Annotated in this window: 26 protein-coding genes and 1 tRNA gene; 12 read left to right on the top strand and 15 right to left on the bottom strand. The window is 67.9% G+C overall.

The window, feature by feature from the left end:
* Positions 1-289: cobalamin biosynthesis protein (locus tag ON39_RS10305; RefSeq protein ID WP_040733213.1), on the bottom strand; the 289-nt coding region annotated here is incomplete at its 3' end.
* Between the two features lie 328 nt (positions 290-617).
* Between ON39_RS10305 and sigJ the strand changes: the two genes are divergently transcribed.
* From sigJ to ON39_RS10290, 3 genes are all read left to right on the top strand, one after another.
* Positions 618-1,577, top strand: a complete 960-nt coding sequence (gene sigJ, locus ON39_RS10300; protein ID WP_040733212.1) for an RNA polymerase sigma factor SigJ — start codon at positions 618-620, stop codon at positions 1,575-1,577.
* 345 nt (positions 1,578-1,922) lie between these two features.
* Positions 1,923-2,264, top strand: coding sequence for a hypothetical protein (locus tag ON39_RS10295; protein WP_083894363.1), 342 nt, complete (start codon positions 1,923-1,925; stop codon positions 2,262-2,264).
* A 7-nt stretch (positions 2,265-2,271) separates the two neighbouring features.
* Positions 2,272-2,922, top strand: coding sequence for a nucleotidyl transferase AbiEii/AbiGii toxin family protein (locus ON39_RS10290; RefSeq protein ID WP_040733211.1), 651 nt, complete (start codon positions 2,272-2,274; stop codon positions 2,920-2,922).
* Positions 2,923-3,196: 274 nt separating this feature from the next.
* Here ON39_RS10290 and ald read toward each other — a convergent pair whose 3' ends face one another.
* Both ald and ON39_RS10280 read right to left on the bottom strand, forming a co-directional pair.
* Positions 3,197-4,306, bottom strand: coding sequence for an alanine dehydrogenase (gene ald, locus ON39_RS10285; RefSeq protein WP_040733220.1), 1,110 nt, complete (start codon positions 4,304-4,306; stop codon positions 3,197-3,199).
* A 114-nt stretch (positions 4,307-4,420) separates the two neighbouring features.
* Positions 4,421-5,191, bottom strand: a complete 771-nt coding sequence (locus tag ON39_RS10280) for an MBL fold metallo-hydrolase (protein ID WP_040733210.1) — start codon at positions 5,189-5,191, stop codon at positions 4,421-4,423.
* Between the two features lie 72 nt (positions 5,192-5,263).
* Here ON39_RS10280 and ON39_RS10275 point away from each other — a divergent pair, with 72 nt between their 5' ends.
* The 3 genes from ON39_RS10275 (at position 5,264) to ON39_RS10265 (ending at position 7,170) form a co-directional block, all read left to right on the top strand.
* The gene (locus ON39_RS10275) at positions 5,264-6,307 is read left to right on the top strand and encodes a GlxA family transcriptional regulator (protein WP_083894362.1); all 1,044 of its coding nucleotides are present in this window, start codon (positions 5,264-5,266) and stop codon (positions 6,305-6,307) included.
* Complete coding sequence (locus ON39_RS10270; protein ID WP_040733208.1) at positions 6,304-6,819, top strand: gamma carbonic anhydrase family protein; 516 nt, start codon at positions 6,304-6,306, stop codon at positions 6,817-6,819. Before ON39_RS10275 ends, ON39_RS10270 begins: the two co-directional genes overlap by 4 nt.
* Before the next feature lie 165 nt (positions 6,820-6,984).
* Complete coding sequence (locus ON39_RS10265; protein WP_040733207.1) at positions 6,985-7,170, top strand: hypothetical protein; 186 nt, start codon at positions 6,985-6,987, stop codon at positions 7,168-7,170.
* Between the two features lie 23 nt (positions 7,171-7,193).
* Here the strand turns inward: ON39_RS10265 and ON39_RS10260 are convergent, their stop codons facing one another.
* Positions 7,194-8,189, bottom strand: a complete 996-nt coding sequence (locus tag ON39_RS10260) for a GAF domain-containing protein (protein ID WP_040733205.1) — start codon at positions 8,187-8,189, stop codon at positions 7,194-7,196.
* Positions 8,190-8,284: 95 nt separating this feature from the next.
* The gene (locus tag ON39_RS10255) at positions 8,285-9,097 is read right to left on the bottom strand and encodes an SDR family NAD(P)-dependent oxidoreductase (protein WP_040733204.1); all 813 of its coding nucleotides are present in this window, start codon (positions 9,095-9,097) and stop codon (positions 8,285-8,287) included.
* A 203-nt stretch (positions 9,098-9,300) separates the two neighbouring features.
* Between ON39_RS10255 and ON39_RS10250 the strand changes: the two genes are divergently transcribed.
* Positions 9,301-9,921, top strand: a complete 621-nt coding sequence (locus ON39_RS10250) for a TetR/AcrR family transcriptional regulator (RefSeq protein ID WP_040733203.1) — start codon at positions 9,301-9,303, stop codon at positions 9,919-9,921.
* A 26-nt stretch (positions 9,922-9,947) separates the two neighbouring features.
* Here ON39_RS10250 and ON39_RS50490 read toward each other — a convergent pair whose 3' ends face one another.
* Positions 9,948-10,670, bottom strand: coding sequence for a TaqI-like C-terminal specificity domain-containing protein (locus tag ON39_RS50490; RefSeq protein WP_255219252.1), 723 nt, complete (start codon positions 10,668-10,670; stop codon positions 9,948-9,950).
* Complete coding sequence (locus ON39_RS50485) at positions 10,577-12,241, bottom strand: Eco57I restriction-modification methylase domain-containing protein (protein WP_255219251.1); 1,665 nt, start codon at positions 12,239-12,241, stop codon at positions 10,577-10,579. Before ON39_RS50485 ends, ON39_RS50490 begins: the two co-directional genes overlap by 94 nt.
* A gap of 1,358 nt (positions 12,242-13,599) precedes the next feature.
* On the opposite strand from ON39_RS50485, the gene ON39_RS10235 reads away from it, so the two are divergent.
* On the top strand, positions 13,600-14,295 hold the full coding sequence (locus ON39_RS10235) for a nitroreductase (protein WP_040733201.1): 696 nt from the start codon (positions 13,600-13,602) through the stop codon (positions 14,293-14,295).
* Here the strand turns inward: ON39_RS10235 and ON39_RS10230 are convergent.
* The 8 genes from ON39_RS10230 to aceE all read right to left on the bottom strand — a co-directional run bounded on the left by ON39_RS10230 (position 14,268) and on the right by aceE (position 23,672).
* On the bottom strand, positions 14,268-14,744 hold the full coding sequence (locus tag ON39_RS10230; protein WP_040733200.1) for a winged helix-turn-helix transcriptional regulator: 477 nt from the start codon (positions 14,742-14,744) through the stop codon (positions 14,268-14,270). The genes ON39_RS10235 and ON39_RS10230 overlap by 28 nt on opposite strands.
* A 77-nt stretch (positions 14,745-14,821) precedes the next feature.
* Positions 14,822-15,010: an enoyl-CoA hydratase-related protein gene (locus ON39_RS10225; RefSeq protein WP_040733199.1), complete on the bottom strand. Its 189-nt coding sequence runs from the start codon at positions 15,008-15,010 to the stop codon at positions 14,822-14,824.
* Positions 15,011-15,119: 109 nt separating this feature from the next.
* On the bottom strand, positions 15,120-16,553 hold the full coding sequence (locus ON39_RS10220; protein ID WP_040733198.1) for an acyl-CoA carboxylase subunit beta: 1,434 nt from the start codon (positions 16,551-16,553) through the stop codon (positions 15,120-15,122).
* A gap of 146 nt (positions 16,554-16,699) precedes the next feature.
* Positions 16,700-17,950, bottom strand: coding sequence for a KasA/KasB family beta-ketoacyl-ACP synthase (locus ON39_RS10215; protein WP_040733197.1), 1,251 nt, complete (start codon positions 17,948-17,950; stop codon positions 16,700-16,702).
* A 10-nt stretch (positions 17,951-17,960) separates the two neighbouring features.
* Positions 17,961-18,260, bottom strand: a complete 300-nt coding sequence (acpM, locus tag ON39_RS10210) for a meromycolate extension acyl carrier protein AcpM (RefSeq protein WP_011208147.1) — start codon at positions 18,258-18,260, stop codon at positions 17,961-17,963.
* 120 nt (positions 18,261-18,380) lie between these two features.
* Positions 18,381-19,295 (bottom strand): ACP S-malonyltransferase, encoded by a 915-nt coding sequence (locus ON39_RS10205; protein WP_083894361.1) that lies wholly within the window; start codon positions 19,293-19,295, stop codon positions 18,381-18,383.
* A 127-nt stretch (positions 19,296-19,422) separates the two neighbouring features.
* A complete protein-coding gene (locus tag ON39_RS10200; protein WP_051186481.1) occupies positions 19,423-20,757 on the bottom strand; it encodes a PucR family transcriptional regulator in 1,335 nt (444 codons plus the stop codon).
* An 11-nt stretch (positions 20,758-20,768) separates the two neighbouring features.
* The gene (aceE, locus tag ON39_RS10195; RefSeq protein ID WP_040733194.1) at positions 20,769-23,672 is read right to left on the bottom strand and encodes a pyruvate dehydrogenase (acetyl-transferring), homodimeric type; all 2,904 of its coding nucleotides are present in this window, start codon (positions 23,670-23,672) and stop codon (positions 20,769-20,771) included.
* A gap of 235 nt (positions 23,673-23,907) precedes the next feature.
* Between aceE and ON39_RS10190 the strand changes: the two genes are divergently transcribed.
* The 4 genes from ON39_RS10190 (at position 23,908) to ON39_RS10175 (ending at position 25,643) form a co-directional block, all read left to right on the top strand.
* Positions 23,908-24,465: an Rv2240c family protein gene (locus ON39_RS10190; protein WP_040733192.1), complete on the top strand. Its 558-nt coding sequence runs from the start codon at positions 23,908-23,910 to the stop codon at positions 24,463-24,465.
* Between the two features lie 126 nt (positions 24,466-24,591).
* Complete coding sequence (locus tag ON39_RS10185) at positions 24,592-25,014, top strand: DUF3052 domain-containing protein (protein ID WP_040733214.1); 423 nt, start codon at positions 24,592-24,594, stop codon at positions 25,012-25,014.
* A 75-nt stretch (positions 25,015-25,089) separates the two neighbouring features.
* Positions 25,090-25,554, top strand: coding sequence for a peroxiredoxin (locus ON39_RS10180; protein ID WP_040733191.1), 465 nt, complete (start codon positions 25,090-25,092; stop codon positions 25,552-25,554).
* Between the two features lie 17 nt (positions 25,555-25,571).
* Positions 25,572-25,643: transfer RNA gene (locus ON39_RS10175), tRNA-Val, on the top strand.
* Positions 25,644-25,991 lie beyond the last annotated feature (348 nt).

Below are 25,991 nucleotides of genomic sequence, written 5' to 3'. Positions count from 1 at the left end.
CCATCGCGCCGCCCGCCCGCGCGAGGCTGCGGCCGCCGAGCACGGTCCAGGTGGCCAGCGCGGTCATCGGCAGACCGCGCACCTTCAGGCCGAGCCCGACCACCCCGCCTACCAGCAGCACCTCGTGCAGAACGCCCGCGCTACGCCGATCGGCATACGTCACCGATTCGAGTGCGCTTGCCGCCGAACCGAATCCGGCCACCGGATGCCATCGCCGCGGGTCGCCGAAGACCCGGTCCAGCACGAATCCGAGCACCAGTCCCGCCGCGGTCGACCGCCCCTTCTGCACCCCTGGAGCCTATCCGGCCCGCCGTCTCGCTGCTTCTCGCTCTGGATGACTTCACGACGAGCCGATAAGCGTGCGACTGTTGCAGGCCTTCGAGACGCGGCGCTCGGCTGGCTCGTCCCGGACCTGCCCGCACCTGGCTCGCGGCAACTACGGCTCGTACAGCACCCGGTACAGCTCCAGCCAGCGAACCAGTGACGCAGACCTCTCCGAGGGTTACGCGTGTCGAGAGCCCTCGGCGTGTCACACTCTCACCCGCTGCGTCGTCTTCCCGGTGACGCATTCACAACGCACGCCCAACGGGTGCGCAACGACCGAACGGCGAACAGCAGTGACATCCGAACAGCCCACTCCTGAACCCATCGACCAGGCCGAACTGGCCCGTCGGTTCGAGGAGCACCGGCCGTACCTGCGCAGGCTCGCCTACAGCACGCTCGGCAGCCTCACCGACGCCGACGACGTGGTCCAAGAGGCGTGGCTGCGATTGCAGCGCCAGCACGAGGCCGGCACCGCGGACCAGATCGACAATCTGCGCGCCTGGCTCAGCACCGTCACCGGCCGCCTCGCGCTCGACCAGCTCGGGTCGGCCCGTGCCCGCCGCGAGCAGTACGTCGGCGAGTGGCTGCCGGAGCCGGAGGTCACCAGCTGGGACGACCCGGCGGACCGGATCACCCAGGACGAGCGGGTCACCACGGCGCTACTCGTTGTCCTCGAATCACTCTCGCCCGCCGAGCGCACCGCGTTCGTGCTGCAGGACGTGTTCGGCATGTCCGGCCCCGAGGTCGCCGAGGTCGTCGGCCGCACCCCCGCGGCCGTGCGGCAACTCGCCTCCCGCGCCCGCAAGCGCGTCGAGGACGGCACGCCCCGCTTCCCCGCCTCGCCCGACGAGCAGGAGAAGGTCGTCTCCGCCTTCGCCGTCGCGTGGCGCTCCGGCGATCTCAGCGCGCTGCTCGGCGTGCTCGACGCCAACGTCAGCCTGACCGCCGACGGCGGCGGCAAGGTCCCCGCCATCCGCAAGCCCGTGCACGGCGCCGAACTCATCGCCAAGATGCTGCTCGGCTGGTACCACGCACCGTCCGCCGCCGGCGGCTGGGGCCGCGCCGTCCTCGTCAACGGCGCCCCCGGCTTGGTCGTCTTCGACGGCACGCACATCGGCGTCTTCGCCTTCGTCATCGACAACGACCGCATCGTCGCCATCAACGTAGTCCGCAACCCCGACAAACTCCACGACCTCCCCACCACCGGCAAACCCGACTGGTACCTAGGCGCCGCCCCCGCCGAAGAGGAATAACCCCCAAATCCCGCACTCCTTCTCAGGATCCGCACCCTCTCCAGGGCCCCAAAGCCAGTGCGGACCCCGAGAAAGAGTGCGGCCGGCTCCACCGGTCATCGAAGGCAAGCGCGTTTTATGGGCGAGCACTGCCCCGGGACTTCCTCGATATCGACGCCGCGATCACCAGTGCAACTACAGCCGCGAGCGATTACTGGAGCTCGCCGACAACGGATTCGACCCTCGCATGGAGGGTCCATCCGCCCAAACAGGCTGAACTGCCGAAAGTGCGCGTCGTCGCACGTTGCGTGTCGGACGCCGACGGTAAGCTGACCAGAGCGACAACATCCTGAGAAGGGAGGGAAGATGCCGGAACCGACACGCGGACAGTCGCGGTACCACAAGCCTGTCGCGGTGCCCGAGGATCTGCACCTGCTCACCGGCCCGACCAGCGGCGTCGTCAACCTCCCTACGCATCTCGACTGGTCCGGCCACGCCGAGTACGACCTGGATCGCCCAGGAAGAATCGTCGACCTCTACCGCACCGTGATCAACGAGGCAGCCACCCCCACCGACCTGTACTCCTATCTCAACGAGGCCGTCCTCAAACGACTCTGGTCCTACATCTGGCTGCCCCAGCAGATCAAACGCGCCTGGGAAAACCGATTCCCCGAACTCGCCCAACTCAGCCGACTGGCCTCGGCCTAGGCACCCAGTGGAACCACGCCATCGCAGGCTGGCAGAGATCGCACTCGCGGTGGCCGGCGACCAGGGATTCGCCCTCGCCGGCGGCTACGCCATTCGCGCCCACGGTATGGGAAACCGCCCCAGCGGCGACGTCGACCTGTTCACCGACTGGCACCGTCGAGCACATTTCCCCGACGCGGTCACGGCCGTCATCACCGCCCTCGAACAACATGGATACGTCGTCACCACCGCGATGAGCGGCGAAACGTTCGCACGTCTGCTGGTCTCCTCGCCCACCGAACCCGACACCGCCCCAGACAAATTGGAACTGTCAGCCGACTGGCGAGCACACCCACCCGTCCTGCTCGACATCGGCCCCGTCCTCCACCCCGATGACGCCGTCGCCAACAAGATGTCTGCACTCTACGGGCGAGCACTGCCTCGCGACTTCCTCGATATCGACGCGGCGATCATTAGTGGCAACTACAGCCGCGAGCGGCTACTGGAACTCGCCGAGAACGCGGACAGCGGCTTCGATCCTCGCATGTTCGCTGACGCGCTCGGCGCACTGAACCAGATCACGGACGACGCATTCGCGGAGTACTCGGTCCCGCTCGATCTCGTCACGAGCATGCGGCGACGATTCGCTGACTGGCGACGGGAACTCCAGGCTCGGTAGGAACTTCGACGAGCACCGGCGAAGAGGAGTAATCCCCGAATCCCGCACTCGCACTAGGGATCCGCACCCTCTCCGAGCACCTAGAGCCAGTGCCGATCCCGAGAAAAGGTGCGGCCCGTCCCGCGATCAACGAAGGCCGCCCTCGATCAACGAAGCCATGCCCACGATCAACGAAGCCAGGCCCGAAGTCCAGCCTGGGTGGTCCGTATTCCTGCATGAGCTCTGCGCAACTCGACGGCCGAACAGAGACGCACCTCCACGAAACTGCCTGCGATCACCCCACCACACCCACCGGCGCAGGCGTCGTATAACCGTGCGCCGTCGCAACCTCCACCGACAGCAGATGCCCCGCGTCGGCGGTCAGCCCGTGGGCCAGATCGTGGTGGTTGGCGCAGGCTTCTTTCCAGCCGAGGTCGGCGATGGCGCGGACGTAGGGGAGGGTGGCGTTGGTGAGGGCGAGGGTGGCGGTGTGGGGGACGGCGCCCGGCATGTTCGCTACACAGTAGAACAGCGAATTGTGTACGGGGAAGGTGGGATTCGCGTGGGTGGTGGGGTGGGAGCCGGCGAAGCATCCGCCCTGGTCGATGGCGATGTCGACGAGGACCGAGCCGGGGCGCATCTCGGCGACGAGTTCGTCGGGGACGAGTTCGGGCGCCCGCGCACCGGGCACTAGCACTGAACCGATGACCAGGTCGGCGGCGGACACGGCGCGCTGGATCTCCGCGACATTGGAGGCGACGGTGGCGATCCGCCCGTCGAACCGCGCGTCGAGATCGCGCAGCCGCGGCAGATTGGTGTCCAGCACGGTGACTCGCGCACCCATCCCGGCCGCCACCGAGGCTGCGTTGGATCCCGCGACACCCCCGCCGAGCACCACCACATCCGCCGGCCGTACCCCGGGCACGCCCCCGAGCAGCATGCCCGCACCGCCGAGCGGCGCCATCAGATGGTAGGCCCCGACCTGCCCGCCGAGCTTGCCCGCGACCTCGCTCATCGGCGCGAGCAACGGCAGCGAACCGTCGGCGGCGCGCACGATTTCGTAGGCGATGGCGGTGATTCCGGAGCGCACGACGGCGTCGGTGCATTCGCGGGACGCGGCCAGGTGCAGATAGGTGAACAGCACCTGGCCGCTCCGCATCCTCAGATATTCGGGCTCGATCGGCTCCTTGACCTTCAGAATCAGGTCGGCTTCCCAGACCTCGTCGACGGACGCCGCCCGAGCCCCGGTCGCCACGTAGTCGGCGTCGGCGAATCCCGACCCCACGCCCGCCCCGGTCTCGATCAGCACGTCGTGACCGTGCGCGGTCAACTCCCCGGCCCCGGCCGGCGTGAGGGCAACCCGGAACTCCTGCTCCTTGACCTCGCGTGGCACTCCGATCTTCATACCGACATCGTGGACCCCGCGCGCGGCCCGCGCCACGAGCGACGCGCGAGGATCACGAAACCGCCTGATCACCGGCCCTTTCCAGCAGAATCCCCAGCTGCAGGCCGCGTCCGGTCAGACAGTGATCTCGGTGCCGAGCGGCGGAATCAGCAGCTGCTTCTCCCGCCCGGCGTAGTGGAACAGCAGCCTCAGCCGCTCCAGGGTCTCGCTGAAATGCACCCACCCCTCGCCGTGCACGGGCACGATCAGCGCGTCGCCGAGCACCTCGGCCGCGAGCACCGCGGTGCGCGCGTTCAGCGTGAGGTCGATGTCGCCGAAGCGGCCGATGTTCGCCGCGCCGACGAACAGCACGGCGACGTCGATCCGGCCGATCCGTTCGACGATCTTCTCCACCCGATCGACCGACGCGTTGTCACCCGAGACGTACACCGTCGGCTGACCGTCGGCCTGCAGCACGAATCCGGTGACGATCCCGGTCTGCGGTTCGCACCCCTCCGGCCCGTGCAGCGCGGGCACGCCGGTGATCGTGACGTCGCCGATCGTCACGGACTCCCAATTCTCCAGTCCCCGAACGCCATTGATGCGCTCCGCGGCGCCGGGCGTGGACAGCACCGTGCCCGCCGTCTTCAGGAATTCGCGTCCGGAGTTGTCCAGGTTGTCGGCGTGCTCGTCGTGCGAGAGCAGGACCACGTCGACCGCGCCGACCTGATCGACCGGTACTGCGGGACCGGTGAGCTTGTGCAGAGTGACCGGGCCGGGGTAGTCCCCGGGCTCATCGAAGGTGGGGTCGGTCAGGAAGGTGAGGCCCGCGTAGCGGAGGCGAACCGTCGGTCCGCCGATGTGCAGAACGTCGAGCTGGTTGGTGTGTTCGATGGTGTCGGTCATGCCGTTGAGCTTGTCAGTGAGGGCAAGCCGCCCAACAGTGGCCCGCGAGCCTGCTTCCGCTAAAATCGGGCCATGCATACCGTGGCCGTCCTCGCCTATGACGACATCAGCCCGTTCCATCTGTCCGTGCCGAGCCTGGTGTTCGGTCGCGTCGGCATCGGCGGAAAGGCGCCCTATCGGGTGGACGTGTGCGCCGAGCGTCCCGGAAGCCTGCGCACCCCAGCGGGTTTCGACATCGAGGTGCGCCACGGCCTGGACCGGTTCGTCCGCGCGGACACCGTCGTCATCCCCAGCTGGGAGCGCGATATGCCGCTGTCGCCCGAGTTGCGCACCGCCCTGCATCAGGCGCACACCGCGGGCGCGCGGATCGTCGGCCTGTGCCTGGGCTCGTGGGCGATCGCGGTCAGCGGGCTGGTCGACGGCCGAGAGGTGACCACGCACTGGGCGGGCGCCGCCGCGCTGGCCCGCGCCTGCCCCGAGGTCCGGGTCCGCGCCGACACCCTGTGGTCGGACCTGGGCGACGTGATCACCTCCGCGGGCGTGGCCGCCGCCCTCGACTGCTGCCTGCACCTGGTCCGCAACGACCTCGGCAGCCGGGCGGCGACCGAGCTGGCCAGGGAGCTGGTCACCGCGCCGCACCGCAGCGGCTCACAGGCCCAGTACATCCCGGTCGCCGTCCCCGACGCCAGCGACGACGACCCGATCGAGCGCGCGATGGTCTGGGCGCGAACACATCTCGACCAGCCGATCGACCTGGACGGCTGGGCGCGGGTGGCCCTCATGTCGCGCCGCACCTTCACCCGCCGCTTCCGCGACCGCACCGGAAACAGCCCGCAGCAGTGGCTGCTGCACCAGCGCGCCGACCGCGCCAGGCTGCTGCTGGAGACCACCGACGACACCATGGAGCGCATCGCCGCCGACACCGGTTTCGGCACCGCGGTCAGCCTGCGCCACCACTTCCACCGCATCCTCGGCACCAGCCCGGCCGCCCACCGTGCCCTGTTCCAGGACGCCCGGCCAGCCCCTGTCTCGGAGTCCGGCCGGATGCGTCCGGCGATCCAGCCACCGGAGGCGTCGGATCGGACTTGGACACAGGGGCTAAGTTCGTCCGCATGAGGATTCAGATCGGCGAGCACGCCCCGGAGATCGACGAGAGCGCGTGGGTCGCGCCCAACGCGACGGTGATCGGGCGCGTGCGGCTCGCGGCCGAGGTCAGCGTGTGGTACAGCGCGGTGCTGCGCGCCGACCTCGAGGCGATCAGCGTCGGCGAGCGGACGAATATCCAGGACGGCTGCGTGCTGCACGCCGATCCCGGCTTCCCGCTCACCGTCGGCAGCGGAGTCTCGGTGGGGCACAACGCGATCCTGCACGGCTGCACGGTCGGCGACGACGTGCTCGTCGGCATGGGCGCCACCGTGCTCAACGGCGCGGTGATCGGCGCGGGCAGCCTGATCGCGGCCAACGCGCTGATTCCGGAGGGCGCGCAGATTCCGCCGGGGTCGCTCGTCGCCGGGGTCCCCGGCAAGGTCCGACGCGAACTCAGCGAGGCCGAGCAGGACGGCATTCGACTGAATGGGGCTGTGTACCTACACAACACGGCGAATCACCGCACGGCAAAAGAGGTGTGAGACAGCGCACACTGATCAAGCGACCAATAGGAACCGCTGATAACATTTCTCAGCGTGCCCGGTGACCCGGGGTCTCCTGTCGAAACGGTAGTCGTGCGGCTTGTAGCGCAGTGGTAAACCCATGTTTGGGTCAATGGGTGCATAGCGTGGCAGGAGGTATCGGTGATGGGTTACGTGCAGTCGAGTATGCACCGGTCCACGGGCCGGATCAGTGTGGCCGATATCGCGGCCCAGCCGGGCGGCGTCGAGGCACTGCAGCGGCGGGTTCACGAATTACGTTCCAGCGGGGTGGATTTCGCCGCCAACGCGATCGAGCAGGAAATGGCGGCGCTGAACTTACCGCGTCAGTGATGATCGTCCACGGTCACCGCGCGTCAGTCGGCGGCGGTGACCGTGGCCAGTCCGGCCGTCGTGTGCTGATCCAGCACCATCAGCGCGGCCCGCACGCGTACCCGCTGCCAGTCGCCGTCGACCCGGCGCAGCCGCAGCGTGCCCTCGGTGCGATGGCGCGCCAACTCCCGCGACATGTCTTGCGCGACAGCCAGATCGTCCGGGTGGATCTCCGGCGGCGGCTGCCCGGGTAGGTCCTCCCAGGCGATGCCGGGCATGGGCGGCCCGATCCAGCGAATCAGTTGCAGCGAGCGCAGATTCACGATCGCGCGGTACTCCCCCGGCGCCGCCGACGCCTCCAGCAACTGGTACTCGAGGATCATCGGCGGCGGCGCGGCGGGCACCGCGGTGGCGGCGCCGATATCCTGCGTCACCCCGCGGAACAGCACCTCCCTGCGCCCGTTCGCGTCGACCTCGATGATGATCCGGCAGGCGAAATGCCCTGCGCGCAGGGCGTCGTCGTCGCGGCGGATGGTCCACACCGCCTGATGCTCGCTGCCCGGCGCGGAGTTCACCATCTTCGCCAGCGCCTCGCTCTCGTCTCGATTGGTGACCAACCGGGTGAACGCGCTCGCGATGGCCAGCTCCGCCTCCCGGTCCTCCGGCGCGACCCCGTACAGGTCGAGCAGGTCGACACTGCGCACCGACCGATTGGTGGTGAGGTTGAAGTACCACGCGCCCACAGCTTCTCGCGGCGGCGGCGCCTCGTCCACCGGACCGATCCACAACCGGACGGCGTGCGCCCGCTGCGGCGAGATGAGCAGCGGCTCGGCCCGCACCGTGCGGCGTCCGTCCGACGAGGACCGCGCGACCAGGGCGCGGGTCCGGCAGGCCTGCGCGAGCGCGGCTTCGGCATCCGCGAGGGAAAGCGGGTTACGCAGGATATTGCTCAGCGGCACAAACGATTTGGGGGCGGCGCCGAGGGCGATCACCTTGCCCGGCGCGCCCGAAAAGCACTCGACCAGGATCCATTTCGGCATCAGCGGCGCCCGATCGATCGCGCCCGATCGGTTGCCGCGGTGAGAAGTGTTCGACCAGTTGCCATTTCACCATTATCCGTTCCCGATCGCGCGTGTCAGGAACGAAATACCATGTCCAGCACCCGTTCGTGATAAGAGCCCGCGAACCTTGTGACCAGGTCCACAAGCAGGGCGTCCAGTCCGACGAGCACCTTGGCCTCGCCCCGCGCCGCCCCGCGCAGAATCGTCCTGGCCGCCGCGGCTGGGCTCGTGCGCGCGACGTGCCCCTCGAAGCGCCGCGCCACCGCCGCCGCGTCGATGCCGGGCGCCACCACCGCCGAGCGCGCGATCGAGGTGAGCACCCCGCCCGGATACACCGTGCTCACCCGTACCCGGCCGCCCGCGGCGCGCATATCCTGGCGCAGCGAGTCGGTGAACCCGCGCACCGCGAATTTCGCCGCGTTGTACGGCGCGTGCTGGGCCATACCCACCAGCCCGAACGCCGAGGACATGTTCACCACGTGCGCGCGCTCGGCGGTCATCAGGTGCGGGAGAAAGGCCTTGGTGCCGTTGACGACTCCCCAGAAGTCCACGTCCATCACGTGCTCGAAATCGCTGAACGGCGAGTCGGCGACCCCGCCGACGTGCAGGATGCCCGCGTTGTTGAACAGCGCCTCGACCCGTCCGTAATGGTCGAACGTCGCCGCGGCGTGGTCGAGCACCGCCGCCCGGTCGGTGACGTCGAGGGTGGTCGTCGTCGGTGCAGGTCCGAGGGCGGCGCAGCGGCGGCCGGTCTCGGCGACCGCGTCCGCGGACTTGTCCGACAGCGCGAGCAGCGCGCCGTCGCGGGCCAGCGCCACGGCGAGTTCGCGGCCGATGCCCGCTCCGGCGCCGGTGATCGCCACCACCCGGTCGGCGAAATATGCCACGGCTCAACCCTTTCCAGACCATGCGATATCCAAAATGGATATCCACAGAGGCTAACCATTCGATGCTGGACACGCGACCTGTGCGACATTCCGGCGATCCGGGGCCGGGCCACCGCCGTGCGGTGAAATAATGAAGGCCCATCACCCGCACCGTCGCGACGTTCCCGCCCGACCGGCGCTCGCGCGAATCGACTGGAGACCAGATGCCCACTGTCCCGCCCATGCTGCAGCGCATCCTGGACAAGCCCGTCGCCGACGGGGAGAAACTCCTGGAGAGCGCGCTCTCGGCCTTCCTGGACTTCGGCATCAAACGCACCAGCATGGGCGAGATCGCGCGCCGGGCCGGCATCAGCCCCGCCACCCTCTACCGCCGCTTCGAATCGAAGAACGAGCTGGTAGAGGCGGTGAGCGTGCGCGAGGCGCAGCGCTTCGTCGCCATGATCGACAAGCAGGTGCAGGCCGTCACCGGCACCGAGGACCAACTGGTGGAGATCTTCGTCGCGTTCATCACCGCCATCGCGAACAACGAACTGCTGCGTCGCCTGCTGCGCACCGAACCCGACCTCATCCTGCCGAGGTTGACCACCGAGGCCGGGCCGATCCTCGCCGTCGGGCGCGGCTACCTCGCCGAGAAGCTGCGTGAACTGCGGGACAGCGAGAACACCCACGAATTCGACGCCGAACTGGTCGCCGAAATCATGGCGCGGCTGGCCCTTTCGCTCGCGCTGACGCCCGACGGACCCATCCCCGTCGCCGATCGGGAGGCCGCCAGAGATTTCGCGCGGCGGACGTTGTTGCCCATGGTGACGTATGGGATTCGCTGAGCTGGCTCGTTGAAATAAGCAGCGCCTCAATCAGATTCGAACGCGGCGGCCACCCGCGCGTCGAGGTCTGCTCGTGCCGCCGCATCGGGGATCCGGCCGTCGACGAACTCCCCCGCCAGCTCGATGATGGACCCCGCCCGCGCCGACTCCGGATCCGGCAGCGGTAGACGCGACACGTACTGCGTGATCCACCGTCGCCTCCCCGAGTACAGCCGGTTACCGCACACCGCGTCGTAGAACCGCAGCCCCAGCGCCGAATTCGCCACGCCCATCAGCAGATACGCCAGCCGCTCGGCCGTTGCCGGACTCTCCGCCAGATCGGGCAGCGAAATCCAATAGCAGTCGCCGTTGACCACCGCCCCCGACCGATCGAGCGCGAACCGCGGCCGATCACTGATGTCCGGAAACACCACCTTCGGCGCACACCACAGATTCGGACGCTGCGGCACCCAGATCTCGAACCACTCACGCCCGCTCGGCCCGAGATAGTGACGAGCGGCGAGCGTGTCCTTGTGCGCATGCAGATACTCAGCGGCACAGGGGAATTCGGTGAGCTCGATCGGCGTCCGACTGGACTTGGTCACGTCGTAGGGGTAGAGCACCCTGGTGTCGCTCGCGCGAGCGACCCGCCACGGCTCGAGATCATGATGCGTGATCAACTCGAGCAGCAACTCCACCTCCGGCGCCGGCTCGACCTCGGACCACCGATCAGAGATAAAAACCCGATCCGCAGTCGTCTTGATCCCCACCCGAATCCGCCCCACCTCCCCGAACGTCCGCCAAGTCGCCGCCGCAATCCCACCCAGCCAAGAGTCCACCTCAGCATTCGACATACGCCACGCAGTGTCTGGTTCTGAAAGTCCCCGCCCCGTAGTCGATCCCGCAGCACGCCACTCGGCCCTCGGCTCCGCAGTGCTGCGCGCGGTCCTCGATTCGGCAACGTGCCCCGCGCCCGATGGTTCTCCTGTGCGCGCCATTGTGATCGGCTCACCGGCATCCCCCGCGTTCGCCGATTCGGGGGCGTGCTCTGCGGCGACCGGTTCCCCGGCACACCGCGAACCCGCCGACCCTGCGGTACGCCGAACGGCTCCCGACTCGGCGATGCGCCGCGCGCTCTCCGATTCGGCGGCATCCTGCGCTGTCCCCGACTCCGCAACACGTCGCTCGTACCTCGTCTCCGCGGTGCCGCGCTCGGTCCCCGATTCGGCAGCGTGCCCCGCGATCGATGGTTCTTCCGTGCGCGCCATGGTGACCGGCTCCGCACGTGCCCCGCGCTCGTCGGTCCTTCCGTGCGCGCCATGGTGACCGGCTCCGCAACGTGCCCCGCGCTCGTCGGTCCTTCCGTGCGCGCCATGGTGACCGGCTCCGCAACGTGCCCCGCGCTCGTCGGTCCTTCCGTGCGCGCCATGGTGACCGGCTCCGCAACGTGCCCTGCGGCGGCCGGTTCCCCGGCACGCCGCAAGCCGGCCGACTCCGTGCTACGCCGCACGGTCCCCAAATCGGCGGCGCGCCGGTCGGCCGGTGCGGACGTGTCGAGTGGCGCTTTCGGGGCGACAGGTGCTGCGGTTCCCTGGCTTTCCTGTCCGTGTCGCGGCCGGGCACCTCGGTCGTGCTGAATGGTGGGTCCCTCTTCCGAACGCGGTGCCGACCCGGTTACGAGGGTGCCGACTTGCACGGCGAAGGTGCGACCGTTGTGGGCGACCAGGGAACCGCGGGTAGCGACCAGTGCGTCGAAAAGCTCTGCCTCCGAGATGGATCTGTGCTCCGCGACCTCATAGGCGGACACATACCGGCACTCGCCTTCGGTCCTGTCGCGGGTGGCAATGGTGATCGCGGGCAGCACGGCCGCCTCGAACAGTTTGGTATCACCCAGGTCGTACAGCTCGCGCGGTGTCAGCTCCGCCAGCAGTAACCGCCGAATGTTCGCCCCGGCCTTGGTGGTCAGGAACCGATTGGCGCACAGCAACCCGAGCACCCCACCGGCACAAAGCAATCGGGGCAGCGTCGCCACGAACGGATGCGTCAGATCGATCCGCCCCCGCAACCCGAACCGTTTACTGAGCAGTTGCGCCGTATCCCCGCCCAGCTGCTGGGTCCGCACATAAGGCGGATTGGTGATCACCACATCGAACGACCCCGCCCTCAACTCCGCAGCCGCCGCCAAGAAGTCCCCAACGTGCAGGTCGACTCGAATCTCGGCAGTGCTCGCCGTCCTCTCGGCCTCCCCGCTCTCACCGCCGTCCGCAGCGCCAACGTTCGCGGCCTCCACAACTCGGTCAGTTGCTACGACGTCCGAGGCCTCCTCGGTTCCGTCAGCCATCACGGTCCCCGCAGTTCCCGCAGCCGCCGATGTAGCCCCCACCGACTCCGAATCTCTGACGGCGGCAACCCTCCCGACTCCGGCAGGTCCCGCAGCCGCCTCCGCCTGCGCTGCGCCGACAGCCGCATCCTCTGCAACCGCCGCAATCCCTACGGCCGCGAATTCCGAGGTCGGCACGGCACGCGTGCCCTCCTGGACGTATTCAACCCCCGCAACCCCCTCAGCTTCCGCAGCCCCCTCAACCCCCGCCACCTTCGCTGCGGCAACAGCCACGTCCTCCGCAGCTTCCGCAACCGCCCCGATCCCTGCGGCCGCGGTTTTCGAGGTCGGCACGGCTCGCGTGCCCCCCTCCACCCTCTCGGCCATGATCGAACTCGTGTCCGTCGGTCCCTTCGCACCTGCCGCCGCCGACACCGGGCTCGACGCGACGGTCACCGAACGGCCGGCGCTGCTCGACGCCGCGGCCGCCGAACGGGCGTCAGAGGACGACCGCCGATGGTTCGAGTGGAAGTTATTGACCCCCAGGGGTTTTGCAGCATCCGTAGCTCCTGCAGCTTCGGCAAGCCCCGTACCTCCTGCAACTGCCGCAGCTTCCGCAAGCCCGGCAGCTCCAGCAACCCCCGTAGCTCTCGCAAGCCCCGCAGCTTCCGCAACCCCCACAACCTCCGAAACCCCCGCAGCTTCCACAGCTCCCGCAGCCCCCGCAGCTTCCACAGCTCCCGCAGCCCCCGCAGCCCCCGCAGCTTCCACAGCTCCCGCAGCCCCCGCAGCTTCCACAGCTCCCGCAGCCCCCGCAGCTTCCACAGCTCCCGCAGCTCCCGCAGCTCCCGCAGCTCCCGAGACCTTCGCAGTTCTATCGGCCCGCATGTCCTCAGGAGCTGCCACAGTCCGCACAACCCCAGCAACGCCCGCAGTTCCGGCAGAACCATCGGGTCCCGCGAAACTTGCGACTCCCCCCACTCTCCCCCGCGCCACCGCGAGCGCCGCCGCATCCAGGTCATAACCCGTCAGCTCCACCCGTACCCCCGGAAACCGAATCGCCGCCTCGGCACGCAACGCGAACAGCAGTTCTCCGTCTCCACACGCCGGGTCGAGCACGCGCAGGACGCCGGACTCGGGCCGGGGCAGGTGGGCGAGGAGGCGTGCGGCTAGGAAGCGGGCTAGCTCGGGCGGGGTGTAGTGCCTGCCGTGCCTCTTGCGTTCCCGCGCGGCGGGAGCTCCGGACGCCATGCGGTGGATTCTGCCTTGTCAGAGGCTCGCATTCAGGGCAATGCGACCACATCGTCGCGGAACAGGCATTCCGCGCCGTAGATTTCGGTGTTAACGTTCGGTCTCATAATGGAACCAAAGGGAGCGCGATGACGACAGCGGATGTGACCAGCGAGCAGTACACGACACTGTCCGAGATGCTCGACGAACGCTGGACGTGTCGCCAGTTTCTGCCCCACCCGGTGCCGAGGCAGGCAATCGAGCGACTGCTGCGCCTGGCACAGCGCACCGCCTCCTGGTGCAATACGCAACCATGGCAGGTCGTGCTCACCGAAGGCGCTGGCACAGACCGGTTCCGCACAGAGTTGCTCGCGCACATCCAAACCGCAACGCCCGCACCGGATTTCGAGTTCCCGGCGCAGTACACCGGCGTCTTCCGAGATCGCCGACGCGAATGCGGCAAGCAACTGTACGACAGCGTCGGCATCGCCAAGGGCGACCACGAGAAAACCATGCGTCAGGCGGTGCGCAACTTCGAACTGTTCGACGCCCCGCACGTGGCGATCGTGACCACGGAGGCCGATCTCGGCGTCTACGGCGCCGTCGACTGCGGCGCGTATATCGGCAACTTCCTACTCGCCGCACACAGCCTGGGACTCGGCGCGGCACCCCAGGCGGCGCTCGCGTCGTACGCACCCTTCATCCGCACCTATTTCGGCATACCGGACAATCGCCGCGCGGTCGCCGGAATTTCCTTCGGCTACCCGGACACCGAGCACCCGATCAACGGCTTCCGCACATCTCGCGAAAACCTGGATCAGGTAGCCACCTGGTTCACCGACTGATCGCCGAGCAGACCGGGCCCGACCTCGGGCACCACATCCCGCGCGGTCAACTCCTCACCGCACGCATCGCACCCGAGCCGCGAGTGCGCCTCTCCCGCGCAACCCTCATGGGTGTAGCGCACGGGTGGCCCGTCAGGCGCCATATAGGTATCGCCCCAGTCCCGAATGGCCATGAGGATCGGGTAGATGTCGTGCCCTTTGCGCGTGAGCCGATACTCCTCGTGCGCCCCTACTTCGGCCTTCCGCTTCACCAGGATCTCGTGCTCGATCAGCCGATCGAGCCGATCCTGTAGCCGGCTGCGCGAAATGCCGAGCGAACTCTGGAAGCCGTTGAACCGACGAATCCCCGAGAACGCGAACTTCAGTATCAACAGTGTCCAGCGATCCCCGAAGATCACGAGGGGCCGCGTAATGGAACACGGCACATCGGCAAGCTCCTCATAGCGCACACCTCGATGCTACCCAGCACCCCACCCGCATCCCCTCCCTCACAACAGGAAATCGAGCAGAGTCATATGGTCGCGTTTCAAGATCTATTGGCGACCATATGACTCTGAGCGAAGTTCCACTGGCGAACTACCTCGACCGCCCGGCGCACCAGCGTCTCCGGCGCGACGATCTCGTCGAGCAGTCCGATCCGAAGTGCCTCGTCCGCGCCAACCCTGTTCGCGCCCAAAATGTTTCGCATCGCGTGGTTGCAGACCAGCCGGCCCATCAGGAAGCTCGATGGACTGCCGAACAGCGGGGAGGTACATCTGCGGCCATGTGCGAGAGCCCTTGCCGCACAACAACAGTGGGCCCCAGACAGGGGCCCACCGCAACCCTCAGAGTGGAATGTTCTTCAAATGACTAGCCCGCGAAGGCGCGGCAGCCAACGCCGCGGCAATAGTGCTGCGGGTCTTCGCCGGATCGATCACCTCATCGACCACCCCGATCGCGACAGCCCGCTCAACCCCGCCCGCAATGCGCTCATGCTCAACCGTGAGCCGTTCGTGCAACGCCTCCCGCTCCTCCTCGGGCGCGGCGGCCAAAGCCTTCTTGTGCAGAATCCCCACGGCCGCCTTCGCACCCATCACCGCGACCTCCGACCCGGGCCACGCGTACACGGCCGTCGCCCCGAGCGCGCGAGCGTTCATCGCGATGTAGGCCCCGCCGTAGATCTTGCGCGTAACAAGCGTGACGCGCGGAACCCGAGCCTCGGCGAAGGCATGCAGAAGCTTGGCCCCGCGCCGCACCACGCCCTCCCACTCCATGCTGACGCCGGGCAGATACCCCGGCACGTCGGTCAGCACGATCAGCGGAATCCCGAACGAATTGCACAGCCGCACGAAACGCGCTGCCTTCTCGGCACTTTCGGAGTTGAGGCAGCCGCCGAGGCGGATCGGGTTGTTGGCGAGCACACCGACGGTGCGCCCGGCCAGCCGGCCGAGACCGGTGACGATGCTGCGCGCGTAACCGCCCTGCAGCTCCTCGAACGAGCTCTCCCCGTCGACGTTGTCGAGCAGCTCGTGGATGATCGGCTTCACGTCGTAGGCGCGCTTGGCCGACTCCGGCAGCATCGCCTTGAGGTCGACGTCGCCGTGCTCGGCCGCGCGCAGATCGAACTCGCCCTGCTCGGCGAACATCGACACCAGCCGGCGCGCGCGGTGCACCGCGTCTGCCTCGTCGTCGGCGACGATGTGGGTGACGCCGGACTTCTTGCCGTGCGTCACCGGCCCGCCGAGGGTCGCCATGTCGACCTGCTCGCCGGTCACGCTGCGCACCACGTCGGGGCCGGTGACGAAGATGCGGCCCTCGGGCGCCATGATCACGATGTCGGTGAGCGCGGGTCCGTACGCGGCGCCGCCGGCGGCGAAGCCGACGACGACGGAGATCTGCGGTACCAGGCCGGACGCGCGAACCATGGCCTCGAAGACCAGTCCGACGGCGTGCAGGGCCTCGACCCCCTCGGCCAGCCGCGCGCCGCCGGAGTGCCAGATGCCGACGACCGGCAGGCCGGAGTCGATGGCGGTGTCGATGGCGTCGACGATGTGCTTGCAGCCCTCGACGCCCATCGCGCCACCCATCACGGTGGCGTCGGAGCAGTAGGCGACGGTGCGGACACCGTCGACCTCGCCGACGGCGGCGAGCACGCCGGACTTGTCGCGCGGGTGCAGCGGAAGCAGGGTGCCGGGGTCGAAGAACCGCTCTAGCCGGCCGAGCGGATCGCGCGGATCCGTCGCCGTCTCTTGGTGCAACGCGGAGGCGATAATCGTCATCGCGTTCTCTCCTCACGATGAAGTGCGCCGCTGGAGCGGCTGCGAAATGTCGAACCCGGCGGGCTCGGCCCTGATGGCCGATCCCGCCGGGTTCGCTGTGCAGTCGACCGGTCCGCACTCAGGCGGACCGAAGTCGGTCCAGGCGGCTAGGCCCGACCGAAGGCGAGCGCCACATTGTGCCCACCGAAACCGAACGAATTGTTGATCGCGTACTCGATCTCCTGACGGCGAGCCTCGCCGTGCACGACATCCAGGTCGATCGCCGGATCCTGGTTGTCCAGGTTCAGCGTCGGCGGGACGATGCCGTCGCGGATGCTGAGCACGGTGAGCACCGACTCGAGCGCGCCGACGGCGCCGATCGAGTGTCCCAGCGCGGACTTCGGTGCGTAGATCGAGGGGTGCTTGCCGATCGCCAGGCTGATCGCGTTCGCCTCGGCGGTGTCGCCGATCGGCGTCGCGGTGGCGTGCGCGTTGACGTGCGTGATGTCCTTCGGAGACAGACCGGCGGTCTGCATCGCCCTCGTCATCGCGCGGGCCGCACCGACGCCGTCGGGCGCGGGGGCGACCAGGTGGAAGCCGTCGGAGGTGATGCCCGCGCCGAGCAGCCGCGCGTGGATGGTGGCTCCGCGCGCCTTGGCGTGCTCCTCGGTCTCGATGACCATCAGCGCACCCGCCTCGCCGAAGACGAAGCCGTCACGATCCTTGTCGAACGGGCGCGAGGCGCCCTTCGGATCGTCGTTGCGGGTGCTCATGGCGCGCATCATGCTGAACGCCGCGATCGGCACCGCGTCGATGTAGCCCTCGACGCCGCCGGTGACGACCATGTCGGCGTCGCCCATGACGATCATCCGCCACGCGTTCGCGATGGCCTCGGAGCCCGACGAGCATGCCGAGACCGGAGTGACCACTCCTGCCCTGGCCTTCAATTCGAGGCCGACGACGGCCGAGGGGCCGTTCGGCATGACCATCTGCACAGCCAACGGCGAAATCTTGCGATAGCCACCGCTCTTCAGCTTGTCGACCGAGTCGATGAGGGCGTCGCCGCCACCCAACCCGGTGCCGATGGCCACACCCAGCCGCTCCGGGTCGACCTCCGGGCTGCCCGCGTTACGCCACACCTCGCGACCGAGAACGGTCGCGAGCTGCTCGACGTACGCCATGCGCCGGCACTCGACTCGGGACAGCAGGGTCTCGGGCCGAACCTTCAGGTGGCCGCCGATGCGGACCGGAAGGTCGTATTCCTCGACGAAGGAATCCTCGAGAACGTCGATACCGCTCTCGCCGTTGAGGAGTCCCTTCCACGTCGCATCGACATCACCAGCGATCGACGTGGTCGCCGCCAGGCTAGTGACGACGACGTTGGGGAAGTTCCCGTTCAAGGTGGAAGGAGTGGTCACAGTGTCAGCCCTACTCGGCGTCGAACTTGGCCTTGAGCTCCGCGGCCGCGTCAGCGTTCTCGGCCTCGAGCTTCTGGATGTAGGCGACGGCATCGCCGACGGTCTTCAGGCTGGCCAGATCCTCGTCCGGGATCTTCACACCGTACTTGTCCTCGGTCTGCACCGCGATCTCGACCATGGACAGCGAGTCGATGTCCAGGTCATCGACGAAGGACTTCTCGAGCGTCACCTCGGAGGGTTCGATACCCGTCACCTCTTCGATGATCTTGCCGAGTTCCTCGACGATTTGTTCCTGGGTCAGAGCGGCCACTTCGTGGCTCCCTTCTTGTTTCTGTGTAGGGCTCGTACTGTTTTTTCGGATCGAGACGGGCGTTGGTTACGCCCGCCTCGGTCACAGCCGTGCATATCGATGCATGGCCGCGCAGGAAAGCTAGCCGGAGATGCTCACCCCGGCCAACGCGGGGAGGTCTTCGGGGGTCTTCATGGCCACGGTGCGCGTGCCCTTCAGTTCCCGTTTCGCAATGCCGACGAGGGTTCCGGCGGGCGGCAGTTCCGCCACCATGGAAACCTCTGCCTGCCTTACGGTTTCGGTGCACAGATCCCACCGGACGGGCCGGGTGACCTGGGCAGCGAGCTTGTTGATCGCGTCGCGACCCGAGGTGACCGGCTTGCCGTCGAAGTTCGACAGCAGCGTCCTGGTCGGGTTGTTCGGCACGATCTGCGATATGGCATCGGTCACAGCCTCCTGGGCCGGCGCCATGAACGCGGTGTGGAAGGCACCCGCGACGGGCAGCGCGCGAATCCGCGCCTTCTCCGGCGGGTTCGCGGCGAGTTCCGCCAGCGCGTCCAACCGGCCCGCGGCCACGATCTGACCCGCCGCGTTGCGGTTGGCCGGAACGAGTTCGAGCTCCGCGAGCCGAGCGAGCACGGCGGCCTCATCGCCACCGAGCACCGCGGACATGCCGGTCGGCTCCAACGCGCACGCCTTGGCCATCTCCGAACCACGGATGGCGGCCAAACGCACCGCGTCGTCCGAGGAGATGACCCCGGCGACAGCGGCGGCGGCGAGTTCACCGACCGAATGCCCGGCGACGATGGTAGCGGGCGGAAGTGAATCCGCGGGGATTTCCGCGTAGGCCAGCAACGCGGCGGCCACCACCAGCGGCTGCGTGACCGCCGTATCGGTGATCTCCTCCGCTGTCGCGGTGGTGCCGAGGCGAACCAGGTCCAAGCCGGAGGCCATCGACCAGAGGATGAGCCGGTCACGCGCGCCAGGGACTTCGAGCCAAGGCGCGAGCATGCCGGGAGTCTGGGACCCCTGTCCAGGGGTGAACAACGCGATCACTCCCTAAGACAACACCGTGGGCCACCCCGCCGGAGATGTCGACGCGAATGAAGCTTGCCGCCGGGTTTTGTGGGGGTCCCACAAAAGACCACGTGAGTCGCCCGAATCGAACCTCCCACGATTTCCGTTACAGGCCCTCGTTGCCGACGGTGAAACCAGGGGCTTCTGGGGTAGGTGTTGACGTTTCGTTACGGGTTCGTGTCAAACGACCCACGGTTGCGGCGATTCTGAGCACATAGGCGTCCCGCGGATTCATCGGATCACGACCGGTGATTTCGGCGATCCGCTTGAGGCGGTAACGAACCGTATTTGGATGGACGTACAACTGACGCGCACACGTCTCGACGGCGCCACCGCAATCCAGATAGGCCTCGAGCGTGTCCGCCAGTGACGATCCCGCCGCGGCCAACGGAAGGACAAGATACTCGTTCAACGCGTCGATCGCAGCTCGATCGCCGAGCAATGCTCGCTCGGGCAGCAATTCGGTCGCGTGCACCGGGCGCGGCGCGCCTCGCCACCCGACGACGGCCTCCATTCCGGCCAGCGCCTCGACCGCGCTGGCGTGCGCGGCGCCCAGCGTGCGGGTGGTCGGGCCGATCACCACGGGCCCGTCGGAGAAGACCTCGGCCAGCAGATCCGCCAGGAACGGGGAGATATAGGAGGAGTCCCCGAGGTGGCCGCTCACCACCATCACCAGCCGGGTGCCCTGCACGACGGCCAGCGCGGCCCGGCCGTGCCTGGCCGCGATCGCGTGCACCGACCCCACCGACGACACGCCCTGCTCGCCGGGCGGGGTGCCGACGAGCACCGTCGCCGGCGCGGTCGCGTCCCAGTTCAGCGTCGCGGCCCGCGACAGCATGTCCGGGCCGGTGTCGCCGCGCACCACCGCGTCGACGACGAGCGCCTCCAGCCGGGTGTCCCACGCGCCGCGCGACTCGGCGGCGCTGGCGTACACCGAGGCGGCGGCGAAGCCGAGCTCACGCCCGTACCGCAGCACGGCCTCGGTGAGCGCGACCAGTTGCCGGTCGTTGCGTGCGAGCGCGGGCAGCCACTGCTCGAAGAACTCCATGGCCACCCGGACCATGTCCACCGTCTGACGCAGCGTCAGCCGCCGCGCCAGATCCTGCGGGATCACCTGGAACGCGTCGAGGCTGAACCGGATGTCGCTGTCCGGGTCCTGCAACCACTCCAGGAAGTTCACCACCGCGGTCTGCACCAGCATCTGGACGCCGGCGCGCTGGGCGGCGTCCAGATCGGCGAAGAACGGCAACCGATCCTGCATCGACCCGACCGCCTCGGTGGAGAGGCGGCCCGAGAACTGCTTCACGCGTTTGAGCAGCGTGTCCGGGAGCGGGTCGCGGGTTTGCCGGTTCGGGGAGAGAGCGCCCGTCGGCAGATACACCTCGTGCTCGGACGAGCCCTCGGAGATCCGACGCGGCCGCGGCGGTTTACGGTCCACCATCCAATCGTCCGCTACTCGCCGTCCCCATCGGAACTCGACGCGTTCTTCGGCGCGGCGTCGACGTCATCGATGCGGTACTTGGCCGCGGCCTCGATCACCTTGGCCTGCTCGATCTTTCCCGCCTTCGCGAGGCCGGAGAGCGCGGCCACCACGATCGACTGCGCGTCGACGTTGAACACCCGGCGCGCGGCGGCCCTGGTGTCGGAGAAGCCGAAACCGTCGGTGCCGAGCGTGATGAACTCGCCGGGCACCCACTTGCGCACCTGGTCCGGCACCGCGCGCAGCCAGTCCGTCGCGGCCACGTACGGGCCCTCCGCGCGCGAGAGCGCCTCGGTGACGTACGGGACGCCGTGATCCTCGTCCGGGAAGCGCAGCGCCGCGATCTCCCGCTGCAACGCCTCCTTGCGCAGCTCGCCCCACGAGGTCACCGACCAGACATCGGCCTGCACACCCCAGTCCTCGGCGAGCAGCGCCTGCGCGCGCACGCCGTCGGGCACGGTGACGCCCGAGACCAGGATCTGGGCCCGCACGTCGCCGTCGCCGCCCTTCTTGTACAGGTAGATGCCCTTGAGCAGACCGGCGATGTCCACGCCCTCCGGCTCGGCCGGCTGCTGGTACGGCTCGTTGTAGAGGGTGATGTAGTAGAAGACGTCCTCGCCGCCGAAACCGCCGTCCGCCTTGCGGGTATCGGTTCCCGGCACCTCGTACGGGCCGGGCTCCGGCGCGCCGCCGCCGTACATCCGGCGCAGGCCGTCCTTGACGATGTGCGCGATCTCGAAGGAGAACGCCGGATCGTAGGTGACCACGGCCGGGTTGGTCGAGGCGAGCAGCAGCGAGTGACCGTCGTTGTGCTGCAGGCCCTCACCGGTCAGCGTGGTTCGCCCGGCGGTCGCTCCGAGCACGAAGCCGCGGGCCAGCTGGTCCGCCGCCGCCCACAGGCCGTCGCCGGTGCGCTGGAAGCCGAACATCGAGTAGAAGATGTAGAGCGGGATCATCGGCTCGCCGTGCGTCGAGTACGAGGTGCCGACCGCGGTGAACGACGCCGTCGAGCCCGCCTCGTTGATGCCCTCGTGCAGGATCTGCCCGACCGTGCTCTCTTTGTAGGCAAGCATCAAATCCGCGTCGACCGACGTGTACAACTGGCCGTTGCGGTTGTAGATCTTCAACGAAGGGAACCACGAGTCCATACCGAAGGTACGGGCCTCGTCCGGGATGATCGGGACGATCCGCTTGCCGATCTCCTTGTCCCGCAACAGTTCCTTCATCAGCCGCACGAGCGCCATGGTGGTGGCGACGTTCTGCTTGCCGGACCCCTTGCGCACCGACTTGTACGCCTCGTCGCCGGGAAGTTGCAGCGGCTTCGCCGTGGTGCGCCGCTCGGGCAGGAAGCCGCCGAGCGCTTTGCGCCGATCCAGCATGTACTGGATCTCCCGCGACTCCATGCCGGGGTGGTAGTACGGCGGCAGGTACGGATCCTTCTCCAGTTCAGCGTCGGAGATCGGAATCCGCTGCAGGTCGCGGAAATCCTTGAGGTCCTGCAGCGTCAGCTTCTTCATCTGGTGCGTGGCGTTGCGGCCCTCGAAGTGCTTGCCGAGGGTGTAGCCCTTGATGGTCTTGGCCAGGATCACCGTCGGCTGACCCTTGTGTGCCATCGCGGCGGCGTAGGCGGCGTAGACCTTGCGGTAATCGTGGCCGCCGCGCTTGAGGTTCCAGATGTCCTGATCGGACAGGTCCTGCACCAGCGCCTTGGTGCGCGGGTCGCGGCCGAAGAAATGGTCGCGGACGTAGGCGCCGTCGTTGGCCTTGTAGGTCTGGTAGTCGCCGTCGGCGGTGGTGTTCATCAGATTCACCAGCGCGCCGTCGCGGTCCGCGCCGAGCAGCGCGTCCCACTCGCGACCCCAGATCACCTTGATGACGTTCCAGCCCGCGCCGCGGAAGAACGACTCCAGCTCCTGAATGATCTTGCCGTTGCCGCGCACCGGGCCGTCGAGACGCTGCAGGTTGCAGTTGACCACGAACGTCAGGTTGTCCAGGCCCTCGAGCGCCGCCACGTGCGCGAGGCCGCGCGACTCCGGCTCGTCCATCTCGCCGTCGCCGAGGAACGCCCACACATGCTGATCGGAGGTGTCCTTGATACCGCGGTCGTGCAGGTAGTGATTGAACCTGGCCTGATAGATGGCGTTCATCGGGCCCAAACCCATGGACACCGTGGGGAACTCCCAGAAGTCCGACATCAGCCGCGGGTGCGGGTACGACGGCACGCCGTGGCCCAGGCCGCCGTGGCTGTACTCCTGGCGGAAGCCGTCGAGCCGGTCGGCGCTGAGCCTGCCCTCGAGGAAGGCGCGCGCGTAGATGCCCGGCGAGGCGTGGCCCTGGATGAAGATCGAGTCGCCGCCGCCGGAGTGATCCTTGCCGCGGAAGAAGTGGTTGAAGCCGACCTCATACAGCGCCGCCGAGGACGCGTAGGTCGAGATGTGGCCGCCGACACCGATTCCCGGCCGCTGCGCGCGATGCACCATGATCGCGGCGTTCCAGCGGATCCAGGCGCGGAAGCGCCGCTCCACCTCTTCGTCGCCGGGGAACCACGGCTCGTTCTCGGTGGGGATGGTGTTGACGTAGTCGGTAGAGGTCAACGCGGGGATGGCGACACGGCGTTCACCGGCCCGCTCCAACAGACGGAGCATGAGGTAGCGCGCTCGGCCGGGGCCCTCACGGTCGAGCATCTCATCGAACGACTCGAGCCATTCGCTGGTTTCCTCCGGGTCGATGTCCGGTAGGTAGGACGCCACCCCTTCGCGAATAACCCGCACGCGCTCGGTCGGCTGGGCGGGCGATCCGTTCGGATCGCGGCCCGCCGCGGCGGGGTCGGATCCAGCGGGTTGCGCTGGAGCGGAAGAGTGGATCAGGTCGGTCAAATCTGCTCCTCGTACAGGGGTGGACATGCGGATAGCGTCGGTATCCCTGAGCGGTGGCGCGTGGGTTTGCGTACCACTCGTTTACGAAAGGTCGGGGCGCACCCTCCATCCTTGCCGATGGTGTGCCCCAGGTCATCATGTCAGCAGGAAATCCAGTACCGTGCGCTGGGCAACACGAGCCGAGGCCGCTGTAGTTTTCGAGCGCCCAGCGAGGCGCACGTCATACGGGAGGACGATGAAGACCCTGGACCCACGCGGGTTCGGATTGGTGTGCGCGACCGGAGCGGTCGTCGTCGGCCTGGTGGTGGCCGGCTGCGCGAATCGGGTCGACGGCACGGCGAATCCCAACACCGCTGATCTAGCGGCCTACAAAACGGAGGCGGCGGCCTCGTCCGCCGCCGCGACCTCGTCCAAGCGCGCCGCCGCGCAGGACAAGGCGATCTCCACCAACTGCAGCCAGTTCCCCACCACCACCGGGGTCGGGGTGTCCAAGTACAACGAGTTCGTCGACGCCCACGACGCCAACGCCCCCGACTACGCGGCCAAACGAGAACTTGCCGTGTCAACCCTCGATGACGCCGCGAACAAGGTCGAGTCCGGGCTCAACAACGCCAAGGACGTCATGCCGCCGGATCTCGCCGCGAAATTCACCGACTACGTCACAGCGGCCCGCGCGCTCTCCGCCGAGACCCGCAAGATGACCTACACCGCGCCCGTCGGGCCGCTCAACGACGCGAGCAGGCGGGTCAACGACGCGCGCAACGCCGTACGCGAGGCATGCCCGAAGCGCTGAAACAGTCCATGACACACCATTGTCACGCGACATTCCGGGCCATTTTCTTCGGATCGGCTTGCGCTGGCGGCCAGAACCATGTTCGCTTGCAACTACCTATTGTCGGGAGTTGAGGAGGACACCACCGTGGTCGCCGCGGCGGACGCGCAGAACTACGCTCAGAAGCTTGGCATTACACACGGCTTGGTTGTCCAGGAATTGGGCTGGGACGAGGACGTCGACGACGACTTGCGAGCCGACGTCGAGGAGTCCATCGGCAGCGATCTTGTCGACGAGGATTCCGATGAAGTTGTCGACGTCGTGCTGCTGTGGTGGCGCGACGGGGACGGTGATCTGGTCGACGCACTGATGGATGCGATCGGTCCACTCGCCGACGATGGCTTCGTCTGGGTACTCACGCCCAAGACCGGACATCCGGGACACGTAGAACCGAGCGAAATCGCAGAATCCGCACCGACCGCCGGTCTCACCCAGACCTCGGCGATCAGCCTGGGAACCTGGGCGGGCAGCCGCCTGGTGCAACCGAAGGCGCCCTCCAAGCAGCGCTGACCCACCTTTCGCTATGGTGTCGCCGGGCGGTGATCGCGCCGCCCGGCGGAAACCCGACACGATGGAGGATTTGCGATGCCGCTCGAAGTTGGCACTGTCGCGCCGGATTTCACGCTCAAAGACCAGAACAACCAAGACGTCAGCCTGTCGGACTATCGCGGCAAAAAGAACGTGCTGATCGTCTTCTACCCGCTCGCCTTCACCGGCATCTGCCAAGGTGAACTGTGCAAGGTGCGCGACGAACTGCCCAAGTTCCAGAACGACGACGCCGAGATCCTCGCCATCTCCGTCGGCGCACCCCCCACCCACAAGATCTGGGCCGCCGAACAGGGCTACACCTTCCCCCTCCTGTCCGACTTCTGGCCGCACGGCGCCGTAGCCCAGGCCTACGAGGTCTTCAACGAAAAATCCGGCTACCCCAACCGCGGCACCTTCGTCGTAGACCGCACCGGACACATCCGTTTCGCCGAGATGAACGGCCCCGGAGAGCCCCGTGACCAGGCGGCTTGGGAGAAAGCGCTCGCCGCGCTAGATTCATAACCCGGCCGGAAGGTCGAGGGCGTATAGCTCAGCGGTAGAGCTCTGGTTTTACACACCAGCGGTCGGGGGTTCGAACCCCTCTGCGCCCACCCGTTTCGCTCGTAGGCGAGCTGTGCTCATGGAGCGCATTCGCCTTGCTCGCTGCACTCGAGTTTTGTGGGGTGCAACCCCCACACCCCGCCCGGCGGGCTTCGCCCCCGGACCCCCTCCATGGGTCGCCAGTCACGCAGCCGCCGTCGGACTCGCCGGTTCCGCAGCCGCGCCCCCGGATCCCCTCCCCCGCTCACCAGTCCCCACGCAGCCGTGCCCTCGGATCGTAGGCGCGCCAGACCCGAAGCCACGCACCCGGACCCCCTCCGTGTTTCGCCAGCCACGCAGCCGCGCCCGGACTCGCCGGTTCCGCAGCCGCGCCCCCGGATCCCCTCCCCGCGTCACCA

It is taken from the genome of Nocardia tenerifensis NBRC 101015, assembly GCF_000308715.1.
GTDB lineage: Bacteria > Actinomycetota > Actinomycetes > Mycobacteriales > Mycobacteriaceae > Nocardia > Nocardia tenerifensis.
The sequence above is the reverse complement of the archived record's forward strand: the minus strand, read 5'-3'. Positions and strand labels throughout refer to the sequence as shown.

Excerpts from the sequence above, each read along its gene's own strand:
- ON39_RS10295 (WP_083894363.1), top strand. The coding sequence starts at position 1,923 with ATGCCGGAACCGACACGCGGACAGTCGCGGTACCACAAGCCTGTCGCG.
- ald (WP_040733220.1), bottom strand. The coding sequence starts at position 4,306 with ATGAAGATCGGAGTGCCACGCGAGGTCAAGGAGCAGGAGTTCCGGGTT.
- ON39_RS10280 (WP_040733210.1), bottom strand. The coding sequence starts at position 5,191 with ATGACCGACACCATCGAACACACCAACCAGCTCGACGTTCTGCACATC.
- ON39_RS10275 (WP_083894362.1), top strand. The coding sequence starts at position 5,264 with ATGCATACCGTGGCCGTCCTCGCCTATGACGACATCAGCCCGTTCCAT.
- ON39_RS10270 (WP_040733208.1), top strand. The coding sequence starts at position 6,304 with ATGAGGATTCAGATCGGCGAGCACGCCCCGGAGATCGACGAGAGCGCG.
- ON39_RS10265 (WP_040733207.1), top strand. The coding sequence starts at position 6,985 with ATGGGTTACGTGCAGTCGAGTATGCACCGGTCCACGGGCCGGATCAGT.
- ON39_RS10260 (WP_040733205.1), bottom strand. The coding sequence starts at position 8,189 with ATGCCGAAATGGATCCTGGTCGAGTGCTTTTCGGGCGCGCCGGGCAAG.
- ON39_RS10250 (WP_040733203.1), top strand. The coding sequence starts at position 9,301 with ATGCCCACTGTCCCGCCCATGCTGCAGCGCATCCTGGACAAGCCCGTC.
- ON39_RS50485 (WP_255219251.1), bottom strand. The coding sequence starts at position 12,241 with ATGGCTGACGGAACCGAGGAGGCCTCGGACGTCGTAGCAACTGACCGA.
- ON39_RS10235 (WP_040733201.1), top strand. The coding sequence starts at position 13,600 with ATGACGACAGCGGATGTGACCAGCGAGCAGTACACGACACTGTCCGAG.
- ON39_RS10225 (WP_040733199.1), bottom strand. The coding sequence starts at position 15,010 with ATGGGCCGGCTGGTCTGCAACCACGCGATGCGAAACATTTTGGGCGCG.
- ON39_RS10220 (WP_040733198.1), bottom strand. The coding sequence starts at position 16,553 with ATGACGATTATCGCCTCCGCGTTGCACCAAGAGACGGCGACGGATCCG.
- ON39_RS10200 (WP_051186481.1), bottom strand. The coding sequence starts at position 20,757 with ATGGTGGACCGTAAACCGCCGCGGCCGCGTCGGATCTCCGAGGGCTCG.
- ON39_RS10190 (WP_040733192.1), top strand. The coding sequence starts at position 23,908 with ATGAAGACCCTGGACCCACGCGGGTTCGGATTGGTGTGCGCGACCGGA.
- ON39_RS10180 (WP_040733191.1), top strand. The coding sequence starts at position 25,090 with ATGCCGCTCGAAGTTGGCACTGTCGCGCCGGATTTCACGCTCAAAGAC.